The organism is Porphyromonas circumdentaria (assembly GCF_900167105.1).
In the GTDB taxonomy this organism is placed as follows: Bacteria; Bacteroidota; Bacteroidia; order Bacteroidales; family Porphyromonadaceae; genus Porphyromonas; species Porphyromonas circumdentaria.
The window spans coordinates 1-20,218 of the sequence record NZ_FUXE01000023.1 but is presented as its reverse complement, the minus strand read 5'-3'; the positions used below and the strand labels follow the sequence as shown (position 1 = coordinate 20,218).

Here is a 20,218-nt window from a genome sequence, read left to right as displayed (position 1 = left end):
CCCTCGCAATATAGGCTACTTTACCTATCTGAGATTTCCTGAGGAGGTTCGTCGTATGATTTACTCGACGAACTGGGTGGAGCGTCTTAATCGTAGCTATAAGCGTACGTTACGTATGCGCGGGGCTTTACCCTCGGCTGATGCCGTCCTATTCCTCTTAGGATCTGTTGCCCGAGAGATGACTGAAAGGACTTATGCTAGGAGGTTGCCCTACTTCCAAGAGTGGAGGATTAAATAAATGGATAATAACAAGAAAACCACAAAGTTTTTACCACAGGGGCATGCCCCTGTGGTAAAAAAGGAACAACTACTCTTACACACTTTTTCGGACATTACCCGAAAAATTCTTTATACGTAGATTGAATATACATATATTTAGATTGAAAATATATATACGCAATCTGAATATATATATACGTAGATTGCAAATAGAGAATTTGTCGTAATGAAAGTAACTTTTATACCTGTAAAATTCTCTTTTTTAATAGCCTCTATGGGCTTTTCTTCTCTATTGAAAGGATAGTTATGCCACGACGAAAAGAATAGATACGCTGAGCCTTTAGGTCTGAAATTCTTGCGAAAATAGTACTTCGCATCTCTATTTTCATTATGACCCACTGCAACTCCAAGCAAAACGAGGGCTAATTACCTCTATCGCGAGTTCTAATTTTACCTGTAATAGGTCTCAATTTTTGCTCTCTCTTATGGAAGATTTTCTATGCACAGATTGATAGCATTGATGGCTAATGCAGATGCTTTTTGCCGAAAAGTATGTACCTTTGCGTGGAGTTTGTGTAGCCGCTATGTACTATACAAACTCTTCTATACGAAGATGTAATAAGGTTATTTATGATAAAGATAACACTACCCGATGGTTCGGTGAAAGAATATGCACAAGGTATTACTCCCTATCAGATTGCAGAGGGGATTAGTACTCGTTTGGCAGAAGATGTTTTAGCCGCAGAAGTAAATGATAAAATTGTCGACTTAGACACTCCTATACAAGCAGATGCCTCTCTGAAACTTCTCAAGTGGGAAGACGAAGGTGGTAAGCATGCCTATTGGCACACTTCTGCCCACTTGATGGCAGAGGCTATACAGCAACTTTATCCACAAACTCAGTTCGGGATAGGTCCTGCCATTGAGAATGGATTTTATTACGACATTGATACTGGTGATGCTGTTATAAAGGAAACAGATCTCGCCAAAATAGAAAATCTTATGTTGGAGCTTGCTCGTGAGAAGCAGGTACTGACACGCTGTTCAATAACCAAAGAAGATGCGCTCAAACGCTTTGCTGGAGAGGGACAGACCTATAAAATAGAGCTAATCAATGACCTTGAGGATGGTACGATAACTACCTACTCACAGGGTACTTTTACCGATTTGTGTCGTGGCCCGCACCTTCGTCATACGGGCTATATTAAAGCTGTAAAGCTCTTAAGTATAGCAGGAGCCTACTGGCGTGGCGATGAGAAACGCAAGCAGCTAACTCGTATTTACGGGATTACGTTCCCCAAAAAGAAGATGTTAGACGATTATCTTGCTGTTTTGGAAGAGGCGAAAAAACGCGATCATCGTAAGATAGGAAAGGAGTTGGAGCTGTTTGCTTTCTCTCAAACCGTAGGTGTGGGACTACCTCTTTGGTTGCCTCGTGGTACTCGTCTACGCTTAAAACTCGAGGATTACCTCAAGAAAATCCAAAAAAACTTTGGTTACGAGCAGGTAATGACACCTCATATCGGCAATATTGAGTTATATAAGACTTCTGGACACTATGCCAAATATGGTGCCGACTCGTTCCGTCCGATAACAACTCCGCAGGAGGGCGAGGAGTTTATGCTCAAGCCGATGAACTGTCCGCACCACTGCGAAATATATCGTCTTAAACCTCATTCTTATCGAGACTTACCCGTTCGTTTGGCAGAGTTTGGTACTGTATATCGTTATGAGCAGAGTGGGGAGCTTCATGGATTGACCCGCGTGCGTGGTTTTACCCAAGACGATGCTCATATATTCTGTACTCCCGAGCAGGTTAAGGATGAGTTCCTCAAGGTGATGGATATTATTTTTATCATTTTCAAGGCTCTGAAGTTTGAGAATTTTGAGGCGCAAATCTCCCTCCGTGATAAGGTAAACAGAGAGAAGTATATAGGTAAAGATGAGAATTGGGAACGTGCAGAGCAGGCTATTGTAGAGGCTTGTCAAGAGAAAGGATTGCCCGCTCGCATAGAGTATGGCGAGGCTGCTTTCTACGGTCCTAAGCTCGACTTTATGGTTAAAGATGCTATTGGACGTCGTTGGCAATTGGGTACGATTCAGGTAGACTATAACCTGCCCGAGCGTTTCGAGTTGGAATACACGGGAGAGGATAATGCAAAGCACCGCCCCGTTATGATCCACCGAGCTCCTTTTGGCTCTATGGAGCGTTTCGTTGCCGTGCTTATAGAGCATACCGCAGGTCGTTTCCCTCTTTGGTTAGCACCCGATCAGGTAGTTGTGCTTCCTATTGGAGAGCGTTTCAACGCGTATGCACACAAAGTTCGTGAGGAATTAGCACGCCATGACATTGCGGCAATTGTTGATGATCGTAATGAAAAAATTGGTCGCAAGATCCGTGATAACGAGCTTAAACGCATACCTTATCTCTTGATTGTTGGCGAGCAAGAAGCGGAAAATCAGACCGTTTCTGTAAGAAAACAGGGAGAAGGAGACCAAGGTTCCATAAAATTGACTACCTTTGCAGAGCAAATTTGTCAAGAAATTGATAAAGAGATGAATGCTTGGCAAGAGGAGTAACCCTTTCAAGCCTTGAATGGAAGCTCTTTTGGCAGCATTTCTTCTTCTGATTTTTTGAGTGATAAGTATAAAGATTTTAAACCAACAAGGAGCGAAGAGCTCCGGCTCATTGCTTTAGTTAGTGTATAATAACGATAGAAACAACAAAGACCACCATCGAGTAAACGAGGAGATTACCGCACGTGAGGTGCGTATCGTTGGCGATGATGTACAGCAGGGAATTTTTTCTATACAAGAGGCTTTGCGTATGGCAGAGCGTGCAGGATTAGATTTAGTCGAGATCGTATCAGACGCTAAACCTCCTGTTTGTAAGGTAATTGATTACCAAAAATTCATCTATCAAAAGAAGAAGAAACTCAAAGAACAGAAGTCGAATGCCGTCAAGGTCGTAATCAAAGAGATACGATTTGGGCCTCAGACAGATGACCACGACTATAACTTTAAGTTGAAACATGCTCGAAGTTTTATAGCCGATGGTGCTAAGGTTAAGGCGTACGTATTCTTTAAGGGGCGTTCTATAGTATTCAAAGAGCAGGGCGAGGTATTATTGTTGCGTTTTGCTACAGATTTAGAAGATGTAGCTACCGTTGAGAATATGCCCTCTTTAGAAGGGAAGCGTATGTTTATGATGTTGACTCCCAAAAAATCAACATCGCCCGCAAAGTCTTCCGACAAGAAGAGCAAGCCAGCTCCAACCAAGCAAAAGGAAGAAGCAACGGAGGAGTAAGAGCCTTTTTGCAGACCCTACCGAAGTAAAGAATAGAGACATTGTGATCTGAATTTCTAATCAAGCAGAGCTAAGGATCTTTTTCCTGCAAGGCATAGGCTTGCCTCACGGAAAGTTGATGTCTCACCTAATAATGTTTCACATAATTAATAATTAAAGAAAATGCCTAAGCAAAAAACAGTATCAGGAGCTAAAAAACGCTTCTCGATTACAGGATCTGGAAAGATTAAACGTAAGCATGCTTTCAAAAGTCATATCTTGACCAAGAAGAGCAAAAAGCGTAAACGTAACCTCACTTATAGCGGTTTGGTACATCGTAGCGATGTGGGAGCTGTGAAAGAGATGCTTGCATGCCACTAATCAGTGTAGCTTCAGAACTATAAGTACTATTTTTAAGAGTTTATAATTGAAAGTTTAATCGAGAGGCAAGCTGTAAAAGAGCGTTCGGGAGTTACTCCGAAGCCGCTGCCAATCAAAAGACAAGTATAATATGCCAAGATCAGTAAATCATGTAGCATCAAGAGCTAAAAGAAAAAGAATACTTAAGCTCACTCGCGGGTACATTGGAGCTCGTAAAAATGTTTGGACCGTTGCCAAGAATACTTGGGAAAAAGGTCTTACTTACGCTTTCCGTGATCGTCGTAACAAAAAGCGTAACAACCGTGCTCTTTGGATCCAACGTATCAATGCTGGTGCTCGTTTAGAGGGAATGTCTTACTCTAAACTTATGGGAGCACTTCATGCAAATGGTATCGAGATCAACCGTAAGGTTCTCGCAGACCTCGCGATGAATAATCCTGCTGCGTTCAAAGCAATCGTTGACAAGGTACGCTAAATTGGTTTGTCGGGGCTTTGGGTCTCGATACCATAATGGCTAAATCATTTTACCCACCTAAGTACTTTTATTAGTACGAGGGTGGGTAGCTTGTTTTTGATAGAAAAGCGTTCCGATGCTTTTCCATAAATTTTTGACGTATGCGTCAACTTTTATCGGCCACCAATAATAAAGTTTGATGTACACATCTTATAAAGTTGATCAAATATAAACCCCTCTTTCTCATTGAGAGAAGAGGGGCTTAGGTTTGTTATTGATTTAATGGTAGAGATTACCAAGCAAAGAGAGGGTACTCTTTCATCATGTTGTTTACTTCGGCGCGAACGGCTGCTATTACAGCATCGTTTTCAGGATCACGAAGTACTCTATCGATAAGTTCTACCACTACAGGCATCTTGTCTTCCTTCACACCACGAGTTGTAATTGCAGGTGTACCTACTCGGAATCCTGATGTTTGGAAAGCAGAGCGGCTATCGAAAGGAACCATGTTTTTGTTTACCGTGATGTCGGCAGCAACAAGAGCTTTTTCTGCCACTTTACCTGTCAAATCTGGGTATTTGCTGCGGAGGTCGATAAGCATACAGTGGTTGTCTGTTCCGCCTGATATAATGTTGTATCCACTATCAACAAATGCTTTTGCAATAGTTGCGGCATTAAGCTTAACTTGCTCTTGGTATACTTTGAAAGAAGGGTCGAGAGCTTCGCCGAAAGCGATTGCTTTAGCTGCAATAACATGCTCCAATGGTCCTCCTTGTACTCCAGGGAATACGGCAGAGTCTAAGAGCTGAGACATCATCTTAACTACGCCCTTAGGAGTTGTTTTACCCCAAGGATTTTCAAAGTCTTTACCCATCAAGATGATACCTCCGCGAGGTCCACGAAGAGTCTTATGGGTTGTAGAGGTTACGATGTGGGCATATTGAACAGGGTTTTTAAGCAAACCTGCTGCAATGAGACCTGCAGGGTGAGCCATATCTACGAGGAAAATCGCGCCAATAGAGTCTGCTATTTTACGGATACGTTCGTAGTCCCATTCACGAGAGTAGGCAGAACCACCAGCGATGATTAGTTTAGGCTTGTGCTGCTTTGCCAGCTGTTCCATTTCATCATAGTCTACCATTCCTGTTTCTTGACGAAGATTATAGCCGATAGGCTTATAGATAAGACCAGAACTATTTACTGGAGAACCGTGAGAAAGGTGACCACCGTGATCTAAGTTAAGACCCATGAAAGTGTCTCCAGGTTCCAAACAAGCAAGTAAAACAGCCATGTTTGCCTGCGCACCAGAGTGAGGTTGTACGTTTGCCCACTCAGCTCCGTAGAGTTGCTTGATACGATCGATAGCGATTTGTTCGCTCTTATCTACCACTTCGCATCCTCCGTAGTAACGTTTACCAGGGTAGCCTTCTGCATATTTGTTGGTCATATAGCTTCCCATGGCCTCCATTACTTGCTGACTTACAAAGTTCTCAGAAGCAATCAACTCGATGCCTTTAAGCTGACGCTGATGTTCTTCTTCGATAAGGTCGAAGATTACATTGTCTCTGTTCATAAATGTATTTATTATTCTACTCTTGTATTACGCGGCAAAGGTACAGATTATTGCTACAATAAAGAAACAAAAAGTACAACTCTTCAAGAGACCTTGTAGCTCTTTTCTGTATCATAGTCAACAGGATGAGTTTTGTCGCTCTTTTTACTGTAGTCGAGAAAAGGGGTATGTACTGCTCTTTACCAGAATTTTGAGAAGAGTACTTGGGGTAGTTTGTCTTGTGGTAGTATAAAAAATATCCCCTTGCCTATTTCAAGCAAGGGGATTAAATGTTTCAACCTAATTTGAAAAAAGGTTGAGGGGTAGATTATGCTATTTACTTAGCAGGTTCCAATTCTACCGTGAAGTGACGCATTACAGGAAGCTCCTTAGTAATTACATAACCGCGGTTGATTTGGTCACGACGATCATATACATTCTTCACAGCTGCTGCGATAACATCCATATGGTTGTTGGTATAAGTGCGGCGTGGAATAGCCAAGCGAAGAAGTTCGAGACGTGGATAACGGTTTTCACGCGTTACAGGGTCACGGTCTGCAAGGATAGAACCGATTTCTACACCGCGAATACCAGCCTCAAGATAGAGCTCGATACCCAATGTTTGAGCGATAAACTCTTCCTTAGGAACGTGGGTAAGGATTTTCTTAGCATCGAGGAATATAGCATGACCTCCTGCAGGGCGTTGGTAAGGGATACCGTATTCATCAAGCTTACGACCTAAGTATGCAACTTGCTCGATACGAGTTTCGAGAGTATCAAAGTCGGTACCTTCGTCTAATCCTTGTGCAAGGGCATTCATTTCACGTCCAGAGAGACCCCCATAGGTGATAAATCCTTCGTACATCACACAGAACATTTGGCAGCGACGCCATAGCTCTTCACTACGCATAGCCAAGAATCCACCCATATTAACGATAGCATCTTTTTTGCTGGACATCGTCATGATGTCGCCATAAGAAAGCATCTCGCGAACGATTTCCTTGATGCTCTTGTCTGCATATCCTTCTTCCCTTGTTTTGATGAAGTATGCGTTTTCTGCAAAACGAGCACCGTCTATTTGGAGTGTGATACCATACTTACGGCACAATTCTGCTGTTCCTTTGATGTTTTTCATAGAAACAGGCTGTCCGCCAGCGGTGTTGTTCGTTAGTGTAAGTACACAGCAAGGAATCTTTTCTTTGGGGTATTCTTTGAAGACCTTCTCTAATTTTTCGAGGTCAATTTCACCTTTAAAAGGAATTTCCTTTTGCGTGTCGGCTGCTGCATCTATAGTACAGTCTATTGCTAATGCACGGCGATACTCAATGTGTCCCTTAGTTGTGTCGAAGTGAGAGTTACCTGGTACTACATCCCCCTCTTTGATAATGGTAGAGTAGAGCACATTTTCTGCAGCACGACCTTGGTGGGTAGGTAAGAAATACTCAAAGCCCAAGATGTTTTGGATCGCATCTTTCATTTTGTAGTAGGAAGATGCACCTGCATAACTCTCATCTCCGAGCATCATTGCAGACCATTGCTTGTCGCTCATAGCACCCGTACCAGAGTCGGTTAGCAAGTCAATGAATACGTGTTCGCTGTGGAGGTTAAAAAGGTTATACTTAGCCTCTTTAATCCAAGCCTCACGTTCTTGGCGTGTGCTTTTCTTAATGTGTTCTACCATTTTTATACGGTAGGATTCTGAAAAAGGTAGTTCCATAGCTTTACTTTATTTTGTTTTATTACTGATGATTATAAACTGTTACAAAGTGCCACAAATATACGAACTATTTATGGTGCAATCGTTTTTTTAGAAAAAGACTGTTAGAAACCACAGAGAGCGAACTAAATGCCATTGCGGCACCCGATAGGGCTGGGGTGATGAATATACCCCAAGCAGGGTAAAGTACACCTGCAGCGATGGGAATAGCTAAAGCATTATAGATAAGAGCCCAGAAGAAGTTGAGGCGAATGGTTTTAACTCCCTGGTGCATCATGCGAATGCTTTGAGGGAAAAGCCTCAGGTCATGTTTGAGGAATGTTATATCTGCCACAGAGATAGCAATATCGCTCCCCGAGGCAAAAGAGGCACTAACGTGAGCGTAAGAGAGAGCCTCGCTGTCGTTTATACCATCTCCAATCATCGCCACTTGCTCTCCTTTTTCTATTGCAGTTTGCACGATAGCAAGTTTTTCACTGGGAAGTAGCCCTGCATGATATTCTTGAATACCCGAAATTTGTGCCGCATGACGTGCCGCTTGCTTATTGTCTCCCGTTAGTAAGACCACCTTTAATCCCATCTTTTGCATATCCGCAATCGCTTGTCGGCTTTCGTCGGTTACCCTGTCTTCTATGGTAAGGTGTACGATAAGGCTTTCATTACAACTCATATAAACATGTGTGCCTGGGAGTGAAGAAGAGGAGGTTCCTACAAAATCGGCATTCCCAATTCGGTAATTCTTGCCCTCCAATTCTGCTTCTATACCCTTACCAACGATTGTATTGATACTGCCGAAAGCGAGTTCTGCCTTATTACTATCTGCGAAAAAGCTACATATGGCCTCTGCCAAGGGATGAGTACTTTCTCTCTCCAAAGTGTATAGAACCGACTGATAGAATGGCTGCTCCTCACTTGGAACATACCACTCTTGAGCAACCACCTCGGGCATTCCTGCCGTAATGGTACCTGTTTTGTCCAAAAACACAGTAGTAATACGGGGTAGTACCTCCATGGTAGCTGCTTTACGGATAAGTATCTGTCGTTTAGCCGTCTCTCCAATAAGTACGGTAAGAGCAGTAGGAGTAGCCAATCCTAACGCACAGGGACAAGATATTACCAATACAGAAACGGCACATCGTATGGCAAAGGAGACGGCATTGGCATCAGTGCTTTCACCCAAAAAGTACCACAAAAAGAAGGTGAGCAACGAGAGTAGCCCTACGACTGGTACGAATATAGAGGCAATTTTGTCGGCTATTCTGCGTATAGGAGGTCTTTCTGTTTCGGCTCTTCGTATCGTTTCGATGATGTTACCGAGTACCGTTTCGCTTCCTATACTCTGTGCTTCCATGGTGAAAGCTCCCGTACCGTTAATAGTACCTGCATATACAGTACTGCCAATAACCTTCTCTGCGGGGATAGGTTCTCCACTGATTAATTTTTCATCTACAGTAGAGGTCCCTTTGATTACTACGCCATCTACGGGGATTGTTTCTCCTGCTCGCACTCTTATTTTATCTCCTACTTTAATTAGCTCTATCGGGAGTTCCGTTGCCACTCCATCTCTCATAACCATAGCCCACTTAGGAGAACGATTGAGGATAGAGGCAATGGCATCTCCCGTGCGGATGGTGGCTTTTTGCTCGAGCCATTTACCCAAGAGTACAAAAGCGGGTATCATAGTGGTGGCATCGAAGTAGAGGTGCGCGTCCTCTGCTGGGAGTAGATCGTGCCATAGGGCTATATTACCTGCGATAAAAGATACCGTTGTACTGAGCGACACGAGGGTATCCATGGAGAATATCCCATGGCGTATCTGCTTCAAGGCAGCGATGTGAAAACGGGAAGAGAATATAAAAAAAACGGCCGTTGCGGGGAGCAACATGCCTATTTTGTGTATAGTGTGGGGGAGATGCCACCACATCATAACCATCATAATAATAGTAGCTATCCAAGCTCCAATTGTGTCTAAACGCATGCGACGAAGCTCTTTTTCCTGAGCCTTACGGCGTCGTTCGTTGAGTTCTTGACCTGTGTCTGCCGTGATAAGCTCAAAGCCTATTTCCTTTACACGTTGCACAATCTCTTCGAGGGTAATCATCTCCTCTTTATAGCTTACGTTTAGCATCCTTTCGTTATACAGGACATTAGCCTCGTCTATACCAGAGACTTTGCTTAGTGCTTGCTCTATTTTTTGAGCACAGGCCGTACAGTGCATCCCGATGACAGGAAAGGAGCGTTCGGTCGGTTTCATCTTTTTATCCGTTCTAACAAGGTTTGATACATCTTTTTGTATAGAGGTACTTCTATATTGTAGTGCTCTGCCATGCGTACCACATAGCCTACGAGACTTTCGATTTCGGACTGATTATTGGCCAGGATGTCGGAGTGCATAGAAGTGGTAGCCTCTCTTGGCATTTTCAGCACCAAGTCGTACCCTTTTTCCTCGAGGAAAGGATCGTTCTCCCAGCCTGCTGCTCGGTAGAGGTTAGCTATTTCTTTTAGTAAGGCTCTGAACTCTAGCTCGTGCTCGTTTTGCACTATGCCGATAGGGATGTCGAAATAGGCTGTAGCTACGGCAGAGGGTGAGAGCATGAGGTATTTCTCTCTGAGGTAGGGTGCCATCTCTCGGTATAAACGACATTTGATGCCCGATGCTTTGAGCAATGTGTAGAGCCATTCGGAGCGTTCTATAACTTCGGATGTAATAGCGTGAGCAAGCGTGCTGTCGGAACCAAATTTGAGCAGATTATTGTCCGAACGAACCGATATAGTACCACGAGAGCGTCTCCCTGTTATGTGGCAAACGGCGGGTAGAATAAGATTATCGGGCAAAACCTCCTGTATCATGGGTGGAATGTCCAGACCATTGTGCATTGGAATTACAATTGTTTGAGGTGTTATAACGGAGGTCAATTGCTCCAGATTTTCCCGAGCATTGTAGCTCTTGGTCGCTAAAAAGAGGTAATCGGCTTGAGGGAGTAGATGACTATCTGCCGTAGCCAGTCGGGGTTTGGCATGCAGATCTATCGAGGGAGATAGGAGATGTAATCCTTTTTCCTGAACGCTCTTTAGATGCTCTCCCTCTCTCATAAAGAAATAGACGTTCACAGATTGCAGATTCTGTGCGTAGGCTGCAAGCATTCCGCCATAATAACCTCCGATTGCACCGATACCCGATATAATAATATTGGTAGCCATTTTATTTTTCTGTATTACTGCTCTGTTTTCTTGTCTGTATGCTCCTCTTGCCAAGAGCGATAGCAGTCGGTAATGGCCTCAATGCCATCTTTTTCAGATATATATAGTAGGTGCATCTCTTTTACGATGGTAGGAACGATGTCTTTGAAGAAAATGTTTCTTCGGAGCGCAAGAACTCGCTCCAAAGCTCCTTCGCAGACGAAAAAACCTACGCCCAGTTGTGAGGCTATAAGTCCTCCCGCAATAAGTTGCTCATAGGCTTTTACCACCGTGTTGGGGTTTACCTCAAGGTTCGCAGCCATCTCTCGCACAGATGGAATCTTCTCACCAGGGTTGTACCGCCCAGCTAAAATTGCATCTTTTATTTGGTCTGCAATCTGTAGGAATATAGATTGTGGATGTATAGGATTCATTTGAGCTGTTTACGCTTAAGGGTATAGTAACCAAAGAATAGGAAAAATACAGAGAGAAGCAGGTTCAATATTATGAAAAGAAACGTCGTAACTTGTGTAGTTAATGTCTCTGTCGAGATTAGAATTACGGGAGATGCAGAGGGGAGTAACGTGAGAAAGCAGATGGCTACCAATGCTCCTGTTGTGGCTTTGCTGAAGAAGATTTGGCAAACCATATAGGTTAAAAATGAAAGGAGGGTGTAAGAGAAGAAGAAAATAATGCCACTCAATAATTGTGATACCCCGTCAACATTGATGTTCACAACGAACCGCCCCCAGTCTGAGAGTTGGTACTCTAAACAGCCTGGAACTAAAAGAGCCAGAGCGGTAGAGGAGAAGACCCCAATAAAGAGAGCTAACACGATGTGGCATAGTGCAACGATGAAAAAGGTCGTATACTTTTCTCCCACACTCGCAGGGATGAGTGTGTAGGTCTCTGTTTGCGATTTATGTACTGTCTTATTAACCCAAATAAGGTAGAAGATAAAAAAGCCTAATAAAGAGGTTAAAGTGTTGCTTAGAAATAGTGGGTCATGGCGTAACCCTTCTGCCCATTCGCTGTAATCTTTACCAAAGAGAAGAGGGGTAAGTCGTAGCCCCCAAAGAACGAGTAGTAGTACTAATGTCCCTTTGAGTAGAGCGCGATGTTGTAACGTCCACTCTCTTTTGAGCAGCAGACCTATTCTTTGTAATGCGGTGGTAGGATGTTGTAAATTCATAGGTAAATCCGTTTAAGGTATAAGTCTTATTGTTTATTCTGTTTGTGAAGGAGGGCGAGCATCTTTTCCTGCTCGGCAACCATTCCGTTGAAGAAGAGTTCCATAGAGAAGTTGTCGGTTTCTTGCGGGGTTTCGTTCTCAAAAATCCCGACACTACCCATTAAAGATTTCTCTTGGTAGATAAGTTTGTCGGGGTTACCCTCCGTAACGGGTTGGAATGAGAAGTATTTGCACAAATCGTAAATGGCCTCATTACAAATTATTTTGTTGTGGTCTAAGAGCACCAATCTGTCGATAAGTTGCTCCAAATCTCTTACTTGGTGGGTACTTATGATAAGGGTTTGCTCCTCTGTAGTGTACTGAGCTACCAAGCGGCGGAAGGCAGATTTGGAGGGGATATCCAAGCCGTTCGTTGGTTCATCTAAGAGTAGTATGGGAGTGCGTAGGGAGAGTGCCAGTGCAATGACTGCCTTTTTCTTCTGGCCTTGAGACACCTTTCCCAAGTTCATCTTCCAGTCGAGCTCGAACTCTCGTATTAGTTCTTCGGCTATTTCGGCGGAGTAGTTGGGATAGAAAGGGGTGATTATATTGAAGTACTTCTTTATGGAAATTGAGGGGCATATGACCTCTTCGGGGAGGAGAAATATCTGATTGAGAAAATCTACTTCTCTTTTTTCGGGGTTTTTCCCGTTTACTGTGATCTTTCCCCAGTCGTTGAGAAGCTGTCCTGTTATAAGTTTGAGTAGTGTGCTTTTGCCCTCTCCGTTGCGCCCTAAGAGCCCTACAATGGTTCCTTTGGGCAGGTCAAGATTTAATTTGGATAAGAGAAAACTCGATCTCTTATAAGAAAATGAAAGGTTATCTATTTGTATCATGATGCCTGTACATAAAAATATTGGAACTTGCTTGCTGTTTTATTACAGTAATACAGTGCAAATGTACAACAATAATTGTAGTAAACAAACTTCTCTCGATTATTTTACAATAGAATTATAGATTCCGTGCCTCTTCGGGTTTGTTTTTACTAACGATTGGGGTATACGTGAGTCCTTTTCTATACAGTACTTGTCTCTTGTTCCATAGGGCTACAACTTTTGTTGCACGCAAGGAAAAACTTTTTTACAAACGGCAATAAATGCGTTTAGATACGTGTTAAACTTTATATGTAATCTGAATATATATATACGTAGATTAAATATATATATACTAAGATTGAATATATGTATATTTAGATTGCATATAGAGTTTTATTCAAGTGAAAACTACTTTTAGCACAGGTTTTCAAGTTTTTTTGAGTGAGAGGAAAGAGAGTTTGGTAGGTCGATAATCTTCTGCGAAAAGCTACAACGTCTTCTCTTAAGGTATCAAATGGCATCCCCTGCGGATATGTGGAGCGTTCAACAAGGTGCGGATAGAGAGAAAAAGGGAATCCTCGGAGAGGTTAATTCTCCATTGAGTTTACTTCTAAGGAGGTATTATATGGGTCGAGGGAAAAGGAGAGTTTTTACCTTTTTTCTTTTATTCAGAGGAAAATAGAGAGAGCTTTGAGGGGTGCTAAAGTAGCTTGCGGGGTATGGCGTAATTGCTTAACTCTTTAGGGGGTAATATCTGCCACTCGTTAATATATGGAAAATATAGTGATACTTTCTTTGGATAGATACCTAATTACTATGTTTTGTGTACTTTTGCGTTCAGAAAATAGCAATTAGATAGTAGTTTCATGACCCAAACTATTCGAATAAAGAAGGGACTTTCCATAAATTTGAAAGGAAAGGCTCCCTTGAGTAATTTGTCTGCTCTTCAAAAGAATGGTGTCTATGGCTTAGTACCAGATGATTATCAAGGGGTTGTCCCTAAGGTTTTGGTTAAGGTAGGAGATGCGGTAAAGGTTGGAGATCCTTTATTTTGTCATAAAAGACACCCCGAGATGCTTTTTACCTCTCCTGTAAGTGGTGAGGTGGTAGCTGTACGAAGAGGAGAAAAACGCAAATTGCTGAGCATAGAGGTAGCTCCATCAAACGATATAGAGTATAAAGAATTCCCCGTATTGTCTTCTTTTGGAGACCGTAAGGCTTTACAAAATCTTCTTTTGTCCTCTGGGATGTGGGCTTTTTTTAAGCAAAGACCCTACGATATAATAGCTAATCCCGAAGAGGCTCCAAGAGATATTTTCGTAACAGCCCTTTTAACGGCTCCTTTAGCTCCAGATGTAAATTATCTTCTCGCAGATAGAGAAAAAGATTTGACCACGGCTCTTCAGGCTTTAGCCGTTTTGACAGAGGGAACTGTTTATTTAGGAGTAGCAAAGGACTCTCCACTTGCTAAACTCTCTGTGAAAGGAGTAGAAGTGGTGCAAGTTGAGGGGCCTCACCCTGCAGGGTGTGTAGGCACTCAGATTAATTATATCCGTCCGATTAATAAAGGAGAGGTTGTTTGGACGCTCAAGGTAACCGACTTGCTGGTGATGGGGCGTTTCTTACGTACAGGTAAGGTAGATTATACCCGCATCGTTGCCGTGACAGGCTCCGACGCCACAGAGCGTGGGTATGTTTCTCTACTGCCTGGTTGTCATGTAGAGGAGGCTTTTGGTGGTAAATTGGCGGTGAAAAAGGAACACGAACGTGTTATAAACGGAGATGTCTTGACGGGTATACAACTTTCTCAGGATCGTCCTTTCTCGTCTCTCAATATAGACCAGATAACAGTTATCCCCGAGGGCGATGATATTGACGAAATGTTTGGCTGGATTGCTCCTCGTTTCAATCAGTTTAGTATAAGCCGTTTGTATACAAGCTGGTTGCAAAAAGGTAAGGAGTATGCTCTCGATGCTCGAGTTAAAGGTGGCGAAAGGGCTATGATCATGAGCAACGAATTTCACCGCGTCTTTCCTTTGGATATTTACCCAGAACAGCTTTTGAAGGCAATTATAGCTTTTGATATAGATAAGATGGAGGCTCTTGGTATCTACGAGGTAGCACCCGAAGATTTTGCTCTTTGTGAGTTTGTCGATTCTTCCAAACAGGAGCTCCAGTATGTGGTACGAAAAGGCCTTGACCTCCTTTATAAAGAGATGAATTGATATATTCCCTCGAATACAGATTATGAAAATTTTCTTTGATAAATACCGCTCTTCCTTCGCAAAAGGGGGAAAGTTGCATGCGTTCCATTCTGTTTTTGAAGGGATGGAAACCTTTATGTATGTTCCTAATACAACATCGAAGAGGGGAGTACATGTCCATGACTCCAACGACTCGAAGCGTACTATGATCTTCGTAGTTATTGCTTTGATTCCTGCATTGCTCTTTGGTATGTACAATTTGGGGTACCAGCATTACCTCTCTATCGGGGAGTTGACTTCTCATAGTTGGGGGGCTTTGTTTTTGTTTGGGCTTTTGGCTACGCTACCCAAACTAATCGTTACCTACGTTGTCGGTTTGGGAATAGAGTTTACCGTGGCTCAATGGAAAAATGAAGAGATACAGGAAGGATTTTTGGTTTCTGGATTTCTTATCCCGATGATTGTACCCGTAGATACTCCTCTATGGATGATTGCTGTGGCTACGGCTTTTTCTGTCATCTTTGCCAAAGAGGTTTTTGGAGGTACGGGATATAATATATTTAATGTTGCCTTGGTAGCACGTGCAGTGCTCTTCTTTGCCTATCCTTCTGCCATGAGTGGAGATAGCGTTTTTGTGCGTACAGCAGATACTTTTGGTTTAGGGGCAGGTACGGTAGTAGATGGTTACTCTGGTGCTACGCCTCTGGGGCAAATCGCCACGGCAGGCAGAGAACTCCCCGTGATAACCAACATCGTGGGCGAAGCTTCTTCCCTTTGGGATGCTTTCATAGGACTCATCCCTGGTTCTATTGGAGAGGTTTCTACACTTGCTGTTTTGATAGGAGCAGTTATCCTTATCGGGACAGGGGTTGCCAGCTGGAAGATTATCTTCTCGGGCGTGGTAGGAGCTACGCTTATGGCACTCTTCTTTAACGCTATCGGTACAACGGCTTCCATGCAAATGACCCCTGTTATGCACTTTGTATACGGAGGTTTTGCTTTTGGTCTCGTCTTTATGGCTACCGACCCCGTTACTTCGGCTCGTACCGAAATAGGAAAGTGGATTTATGGATTTCTGGTTGGATTGCTCTGTGTCTTTATTCGTGTGCTTAACCCTGGATATCCAGAGGGTATGATGCTCGCTATTCTGCTTATGAATGTCTTTGCTCCTCTCATTGACTATTTTGTAGTCGATGCCAACGTAAAGAAGAGAGCAAAACGTGCTAAAGCATTACAGACAAATAGATAATAGAAAGAGTACTGTTATGAATAGAGAAGGTAATACTTATACTGTACTATATGCATCCATTATGGTCATTTTGGTTGCAGTGGCATTGGCTCTCACATCTCAGCTTTTGAAAAACTTTAAGCAGGAAAATGTAAGAGTTGATAAGATGGAGCAGATACTCCGTTCGCTCAACATTGTTGTAAAAAACAAAACAGCGGTTGCCAAAACTTATAGAGCTACGATAAAGAAAGAGTTGCTTGTCAATGAAAAAGGAGAGGTGGTACACTCTTTTGAGGGTAGTGATTTAGCTTCAAACGATGCTTTCAACATGAATACAGCCAATCAGTTTAAGATTGTTGCTAATAAGTCGAGTTATTTACTTCCGCTCTATATTGCCGAGGTAGAGGGCGTTCAAAAGTTTGTTCTTCCCATGAATGGCAATGGATTGTGGGGGGCTATTTGGGGCTATCTTGCTTTGGATGCAGATGCCAATACCGTTTTTGGAAGTGATTTCGGGCATGCCAGTGAAACTCCTGGATTGGGAGCAGAGATTGCAACAGAGCATTTTGCTCAGAGTTTTGTCGGAAAGCATATTGCCAATGCTTCGGGAGATGTAATCGGTATCGCTGTGGTTAAGGGAGGAAAAGCCGTTGATGAGAGAGAGTTTGTCGATGGAGTTTCTGGAGGAACCCTCACGAGTAATGGGGTTGACGAAATGATTGCTTTCTGTGTCAAACAGTATGCTCCCTACCTTATGAAGAGTACAAATCAAGACTAAAATCTGAACGTATACTACTATGGCTAATGTGAAAATGAAGGAGGTCTTTTTAGGACCTATCGGAAATAATAATCCCGTCTTGATTCAAGTATTAGGGATATGTTCTGCCCTTGCGGTTTCTTCTCAGTTGAAGCCTGCTTTGGTTATGGGTATCTCTGTAATAGTGGTTCTTGCTTTTGCAAATGTCATTATATCGTTGTTGCGTAATACGATTCCCAATCGTATCCGTATTATCGTGCAACTGGTGGTTGTGGCTACTCTTGTTACCATTGTTAATGAGGTGTTGAAGGCTTTTGCATACGATGTGAGTAAGCAGTTGTCAGTCTATGTGGGATTGATAATAACCAACTGTATCCTGATGGGACGTTTGGAAGCTTTTGCTCTGAATAATAAACCTTGGCCCTCTTTTGTAGATGGGGTAGCTAATGGGGCGGGCTATGCGATGGTTTTGGTGATTATCGCTTTCTTTCGTGAACTTTTTGGGGCAGGAAAGATTTTTGGATTTACCATCATTCCTAACGTATTCTATGAGGCAGGTTATCAAAACTTTGGTCTTATGAATATGGCTCCTATGGCACTTATTATATTGGCTTGTATTGTATGGATACAGCGAGCTCGAAATGCAAAATTACAAGAGGATTAAAAATCCTTTGATTAAACGAACAATACGAATATGGATTACCTAAGTCTTTTTTTTAGATCCATCTTTATAGATAATATGATTTTTGCATATTATCTGGGCATGTGTTCTTATTTGGCTGTTTCTAAGAATGTAAAAACAGCATTCGGATTAGGGCTCGCTGTAACCTTTGTCCTTGTTTGTACATTGCCTTTGAATTATATACTCGAGAACTTTGTATTCAAAGAGGGGGCTCTTGCTTGGGTACACCCTTCACTGGCTACGGCAGATCTTAGTTTCCTTTCTTTGATACTCTTTATTGCCGTTATTGCTTCCTTTACGCAATTGGTAGAGATGGTCGTAGAGCGTTATGCTCCAGCTCTTTATGCATCTTTGGGTATTTTCTTGCCTTTGATTGCAGTGAACTGTGCGATATTGGGAGGTTCTCTCTTTATGCAAACAAGAGATTTTGTTAATGTAGGGCATGCTACTATATATGGTTTGGGCTCTGGAATAGGGTGGTTGTTGGCGATCTTAGGTATGGCAGCCATTAGAGAAAAATTGCAATTCTCAAATATTCCCAAGCCACTTCGTGGTTATGGTATAGTGTTGATTGTAACAGGGCTTATGGGCTTGGCGTTTATGAGTTTCTCTGGTATTAAGTTGTAATATACGAGACTAAAAGATTGGGATAGACTTATCTAATAAATTGTTGTGATGGAAATAAACTCTGTTATTATTATAGCAAGCGTAGTCATCTTCTTACTGATTACTTTAGTCTTAGTTATTGCTCTTCTCGTTGCTAAGAAGAAGCTTCTCCCCTCGGGCAATGCAACTATAAGAATTAATGATGAGCGAGATATAGAGGTGCCTGTTGGGAGCACACTTCTCAATACTCTTCAGAATAATGGTATTTTCCTCTCTTCTGCTTGTGGAGGAGGAGGTAGTTGTGGACAGTGCCGTTGCCGAGTGATAGAAGGAGGAGGAGAGATTTTACCTACAGAAAAAGGTTTCTTCTCTCGTAAGGAACAGAAAGAACATTGGCGTTTAGGTTGCCAAACTAAGGTGAAGGAGGATCTTAAAATAGAAGTCCCAGAGTCTGTATTTGGTGTTAAGGAGTGGGAGTGCGAGGTTATCTCCAATGCCAATGTATCTACCTTTATCAAGGAGTTTGTGGTGCGTCTTCCAGAAGGCGAAGCTATGAACTTTAAGAGTGGTAGCTATGCTCAGATTAAAATCCCTAAGTATTTTCTTTCTTTTAAGGATTATGATATTAGAGATAAAGAGGGGCAAGATCGTTTCCGCCCAGAGTGGGACAAGTTCTCTATGTGGGGACTGACTTCTCAAAACAATGAGGAGACAGTTCGTGCCTATTCAATGGCCAATTATCCTGCAGAGGGAAATATCATTACGCTCAATGTGCGTATTGCAACTCCTCCTATCGATCGTGCTACAAAAACATGGAAGGCAGGCATTCCTTCGGGTGTAGCCTCTTCTTATATCTTCTCTTTGAAGCCTGGAGATAAGGTTACAATGAGTGGTCCTTATGGAGACTTCCATATCCACGAAGATAGCGATGCCGAAATGCTTTACATCGGTGGGGGAGCGGGTATGGCTCCATTGAGAGCTCAGCTGTTACACCTTTTCCGTACTGTAAAAACAGGAAGAAAAGTTTCTTATTGGTATGGGGCTCGTTCTAAGAGTGAGATTTTTTATGAGGAAGACTTTAGAGAGATTGAGCGTAACTTCTCTAACTTCCGTTTCATTATCGCTTTGAGTGACCCTCGTCCCGAAGATAATTGGAAGGGTGCTACTGGATTTATTCATCAGGTTATTCACGATCAATACCTCAAAGACCATGATGCTCCCGAAGATATAGAGTATTATATGTGTGGGCCAGGACCAATGTCCGATGCGGTTAACCGTATGTTGGAGAGTCTTGGTGTGCCACGAGAACAGGTCAACTTTGACGACTTCGGTGTTTAAGTAAGTTACGAGATTAAGACCAATATAGTAAGAGAGAGCCAAGGAGTTCTCTCTTTTTTATTTTTACTCTTCTATTGGAGATGAGGTGGAGTCTCGGTCGTGTTGCAGGCGCAAGCTCTTTACAACGTGTGTCTCCCCCAAAAAATAGATCAGATGGAGTGTCTGGAGTATTGCAGGTGCTCGATTATTTTTCTGCGGATTTTTTACTCCTTCTCGATATATTTTGCTACCTTTTTCCACGAGATTATCATGTTTTTCTTTGTTTTTTTGTTGCAGAAGGGTTGTTTGTCAAAATAATTTTGAGATGTAAGTCTTTGTTTTTTAGGGTATAGCTTCTTTTTAACGGTTTTTATGGTTGTATTTATTTGGATATATGGGATAAAAAGTAGTAGTTTTGCACTCGCAAAATAGGGGAGGCCAGCGGGTCTCTTTGAAAAGCGGTTGTTGCTTTGAGGTTTTTTGGCGACAAAGGATGTTGGAGGTATTGCAGAATAGAAATAAAGTATTACCTTTGCATTCACGTTCTGTGAGGGACGTTTCTTCGACTGGTAAGGTTGGGGATATTGAA

The 20,218-nt window shown here is 42.5% G+C and carries 19 protein-coding genes; 11 read left to right on the top strand and 8 right to left on the bottom strand.

What is annotated here, in order from left to right:
- From B5D06_RS08380 to rplT, 5 genes are all read left to right on the top strand, one after another.
- Positions 1 to 238, top strand: a 238-nt coding sequence (locus B5D06_RS08380; protein ID WP_200804991.1) for a transposase, incomplete at its 5' end; no start/stop codon positions are given.
- A 611-nt stretch (positions 239 to 849) separates the two neighbouring features.
- Entirely contained in the window at positions 850 to 2,799 is a 1,950-nt protein-coding gene (thrS, locus tag B5D06_RS08375; protein WP_078737540.1) for a threonine--tRNA ligase, read from the top strand.
- Positions 2,800 to 2,920: 121 nt separating this feature from the next.
- A complete protein-coding gene (gene infC / locus B5D06_RS08370) occupies positions 2,921 to 3,526 on the top strand; it encodes a translation initiation factor IF-3 (protein ID WP_078737539.1) in 606 nt (201 codons plus the stop codon).
- Positions 3,527 to 3,688: 162 nt separating this feature from the next.
- On the top strand, positions 3,689 to 3,886 hold the full coding sequence (gene rpmI, locus B5D06_RS08365) for a 50S ribosomal protein L35 (RefSeq protein ID WP_078737538.1): 198 nt from the start codon (positions 3,689 to 3,691) through the stop codon (positions 3,884 to 3,886).
- 130 nt (positions 3,887 to 4,016) lie between these two features.
- Positions 4,017 to 4,361, top strand: coding sequence for a 50S ribosomal protein L20 (rplT, locus tag B5D06_RS08360; protein WP_025843430.1), 345 nt, complete (start codon positions 4,017 to 4,019; stop codon positions 4,359 to 4,361).
- 271 nt (positions 4,362 to 4,632) lie between these two features.
- Here the strand turns inward: rplT and glyA are convergent, their stop codons facing one another.
- From glyA to B5D06_RS08325, 7 genes are all read right to left on the bottom strand, one after another.
- Positions 4,633 to 5,913 carry a serine hydroxymethyltransferase gene (gene glyA / locus B5D06_RS08355; protein ID WP_078737537.1) on the bottom strand — a complete coding sequence of 427 codons (1,281 nt, stop codon included), beginning with the start codon at positions 5,911 to 5,913 and terminating at the stop codon, positions 4,633 to 4,635.
- Positions 5,914 to 6,229: 316 nt separating this feature from the next.
- Complete coding sequence (locus B5D06_RS08350; RefSeq protein WP_078737536.1) at positions 6,230 to 7,609, bottom strand: tryptophanase TnaA; 1,380 nt, start codon at positions 7,607 to 7,609, stop codon at positions 6,230 to 6,232.
- A gap of 67 nt (positions 7,610 to 7,676) precedes the next feature.
- Positions 7,677 to 9,863 carry a heavy metal translocating P-type ATPase gene (locus B5D06_RS08345; RefSeq protein ID WP_078737535.1) on the bottom strand — a complete coding sequence of 729 codons (2,187 nt, stop codon included), beginning with the start codon at positions 9,861 to 9,863 and terminating at the stop codon, positions 7,677 to 7,679.
- Positions 9,860 to 10,810: a ketopantoate reductase family protein gene (locus tag B5D06_RS08340; protein ID WP_078737534.1), complete on the bottom strand. Its 951-nt coding sequence runs from the start codon at positions 10,808 to 10,810 to the stop codon at positions 9,860 to 9,862. The genes B5D06_RS08345 and B5D06_RS08340 overlap by 4 nt, the downstream gene beginning before the upstream one ends.
- Before the next feature lie 14 nt (positions 10,811 to 10,824).
- Positions 10,825 to 11,223: a GntR family transcriptional regulator gene (locus tag B5D06_RS08335; protein ID WP_078737533.1), complete on the bottom strand. Its 399-nt coding sequence runs from the start codon at positions 11,221 to 11,223 to the stop codon at positions 10,825 to 10,827.
- The gene (locus tag B5D06_RS08330) at positions 11,220 to 11,981 is read right to left on the bottom strand and encodes a hypothetical protein (RefSeq protein ID WP_078737532.1); all 762 of its coding nucleotides are present in this window, start codon (positions 11,979 to 11,981) and stop codon (positions 11,220 to 11,222) included. The genes B5D06_RS08335 and B5D06_RS08330 overlap by 4 nt, the downstream gene beginning before the upstream one ends.
- Positions 11,982 to 12,007: 26 nt before the next feature.
- A complete protein-coding gene (locus tag B5D06_RS08325) occupies positions 12,008 to 12,856 on the bottom strand; it encodes an ABC transporter ATP-binding protein (RefSeq protein WP_078737531.1) in 849 nt (282 codons plus the stop codon).
- Between the two features lie 845 nt (positions 12,857 to 13,701).
- Here B5D06_RS08325 and B5D06_RS08320 point away from each other — a divergent pair.
- Genes B5D06_RS08320 through nqrF form a run of 6 tightly spaced genes read left to right on the top strand, consistent with a single transcriptional unit; the run spans position 13,702 to position 19,650 of the window.
- Entirely contained in the window at positions 13,702 to 15,060 is a 1,359-nt protein-coding gene (locus B5D06_RS08320) for a Na(+)-translocating NADH-quinone reductase subunit A (RefSeq protein ID WP_078737530.1), read from the top strand.
- Positions 15,061 to 15,073: 13 nt separating this feature from the next.
- Positions 15,074 to 16,288 (top strand): NADH:ubiquinone reductase (Na(+)-transporting) subunit B, encoded by a 1,215-nt coding sequence (nqrB, locus tag B5D06_RS08315; protein WP_078737529.1) that lies wholly within the window; start codon positions 15,074 to 15,076, stop codon positions 16,286 to 16,288.
- A 16-nt stretch (positions 16,289 to 16,304) separates the two neighbouring features.
- The gene (nqrC, locus tag B5D06_RS08310) at positions 16,305 to 17,045 is read left to right on the top strand and encodes an NADH:ubiquinone reductase (Na(+)-transporting) subunit C (RefSeq protein ID WP_078737528.1); all 741 of its coding nucleotides are present in this window, start codon (positions 16,305 to 16,307) and stop codon (positions 17,043 to 17,045) included.
- Between the two features lie 19 nt (positions 17,046 to 17,064).
- Positions 17,065 to 17,688 (top strand): NADH:ubiquinone reductase (Na(+)-transporting) subunit D, encoded by a 624-nt coding sequence (locus tag B5D06_RS08305; RefSeq protein ID WP_078737527.1) that lies wholly within the window; start codon positions 17,065 to 17,067, stop codon positions 17,686 to 17,688.
- A 30-nt stretch (positions 17,689 to 17,718) separates the two neighbouring features.
- Complete coding sequence (gene nqrE, locus B5D06_RS08300) at positions 17,719 to 18,333, top strand: NADH:ubiquinone reductase (Na(+)-transporting) subunit E (RefSeq protein WP_078737526.1); 615 nt, start codon at positions 17,719 to 17,721, stop codon at positions 18,331 to 18,333.
- A gap of 48 nt (positions 18,334 to 18,381) precedes the next feature.
- Entirely contained in the window at positions 18,382 to 19,650 is a 1,269-nt protein-coding gene (gene nqrF / locus B5D06_RS08295) for an NADH:ubiquinone reductase (Na(+)-transporting) subunit F (RefSeq protein ID WP_078737525.1), read from the top strand.
- A 203-nt stretch (positions 19,651 to 19,853) separates the two neighbouring features.
- Here nqrF and B5D06_RS08290 read toward each other — a convergent pair whose 3' ends face one another.
- A complete protein-coding gene (locus B5D06_RS08290) occupies positions 19,854 to 20,171 on the bottom strand; it encodes a hypothetical protein (RefSeq protein WP_143742661.1) in 318 nt (105 codons plus the stop codon).
- Positions 20,172 to 20,218 lie beyond the last annotated feature (47 nt).

Bases quoted from the DNA above. Each gene is read 5' to 3' on its own strand.
- nqrF (WP_078737525.1), top strand. From the start codon at position 18,382: ATGGAAATAAACTCTGTTATTATTATAGCAAGCGTAGTCATCTTCTTA.
- nqrE (WP_078737526.1), top strand. From the start codon at position 17,719: ATGGATTACCTAAGTCTTTTTTTTAGATCCATCTTTATAGATAATATG.
- rpmI (WP_078737538.1), top strand. From the start codon at position 3,689: ATGCCTAAGCAAAAAACAGTATCAGGAGCTAAAAAACGCTTCTCGATT.
- B5D06_RS08320 (WP_078737530.1), top strand. From the start codon at position 13,702: ATGACCCAAACTATTCGAATAAAGAAGGGACTTTCCATAAATTTGAAA.
- rplT (WP_025843430.1), top strand. From the start codon at position 4,017: ATGCCAAGATCAGTAAATCATGTAGCATCAAGAGCTAAAAGAAAAAGA.
- B5D06_RS08350 (WP_078737536.1), bottom strand. From the start codon at position 7,609: ATGGAACTACCTTTTTCAGAATCCTACCGTATAAAAATGGTAGAACAC.
- B5D06_RS08305 (WP_078737527.1), top strand. From the start codon at position 17,065: ATGGCTAATGTGAAAATGAAGGAGGTCTTTTTAGGACCTATCGGAAAT.
- B5D06_RS08330 (WP_078737532.1), bottom strand. From the start codon at position 11,981: ATGAATTTACAACATCCTACCACCGCATTACAAAGAATAGGTCTGCTG.
- B5D06_RS08340 (WP_078737534.1), bottom strand. From the start codon at position 10,810: ATGGCTACCAATATTATTATATCGGGTATCGGTGCAATCGGAGGTTAT.
- B5D06_RS08335 (WP_078737533.1), bottom strand. From the start codon at position 11,223: ATGAATCCTATACATCCACAATCTATATTCCTACAGATTGCAGACCAA.
- B5D06_RS08345 (WP_078737535.1), bottom strand. From the start codon at position 9,863: ATGAAACCGACCGAACGCTCCTTTCCTGTCATCGGGATGCACTGTACG.
- B5D06_RS08325 (WP_078737531.1), bottom strand. From the start codon at position 12,856: ATGATACAAATAGATAACCTTTCATTTTCTTATAAGAGATCGAGTTTT.
- thrS (WP_078737540.1), top strand. From the start codon at position 850: ATGATAAAGATAACACTACCCGATGGTTCGGTGAAAGAATATGCACAA.
- nqrC (WP_078737528.1), top strand. From the start codon at position 16,305: ATGAATAGAGAAGGTAATACTTATACTGTACTATATGCATCCATTATG.
- glyA (WP_078737537.1), bottom strand. From the start codon at position 5,913: ATGAACAGAGACAATGTAATCTTCGACCTTATCGAAGAAGAACATCAG.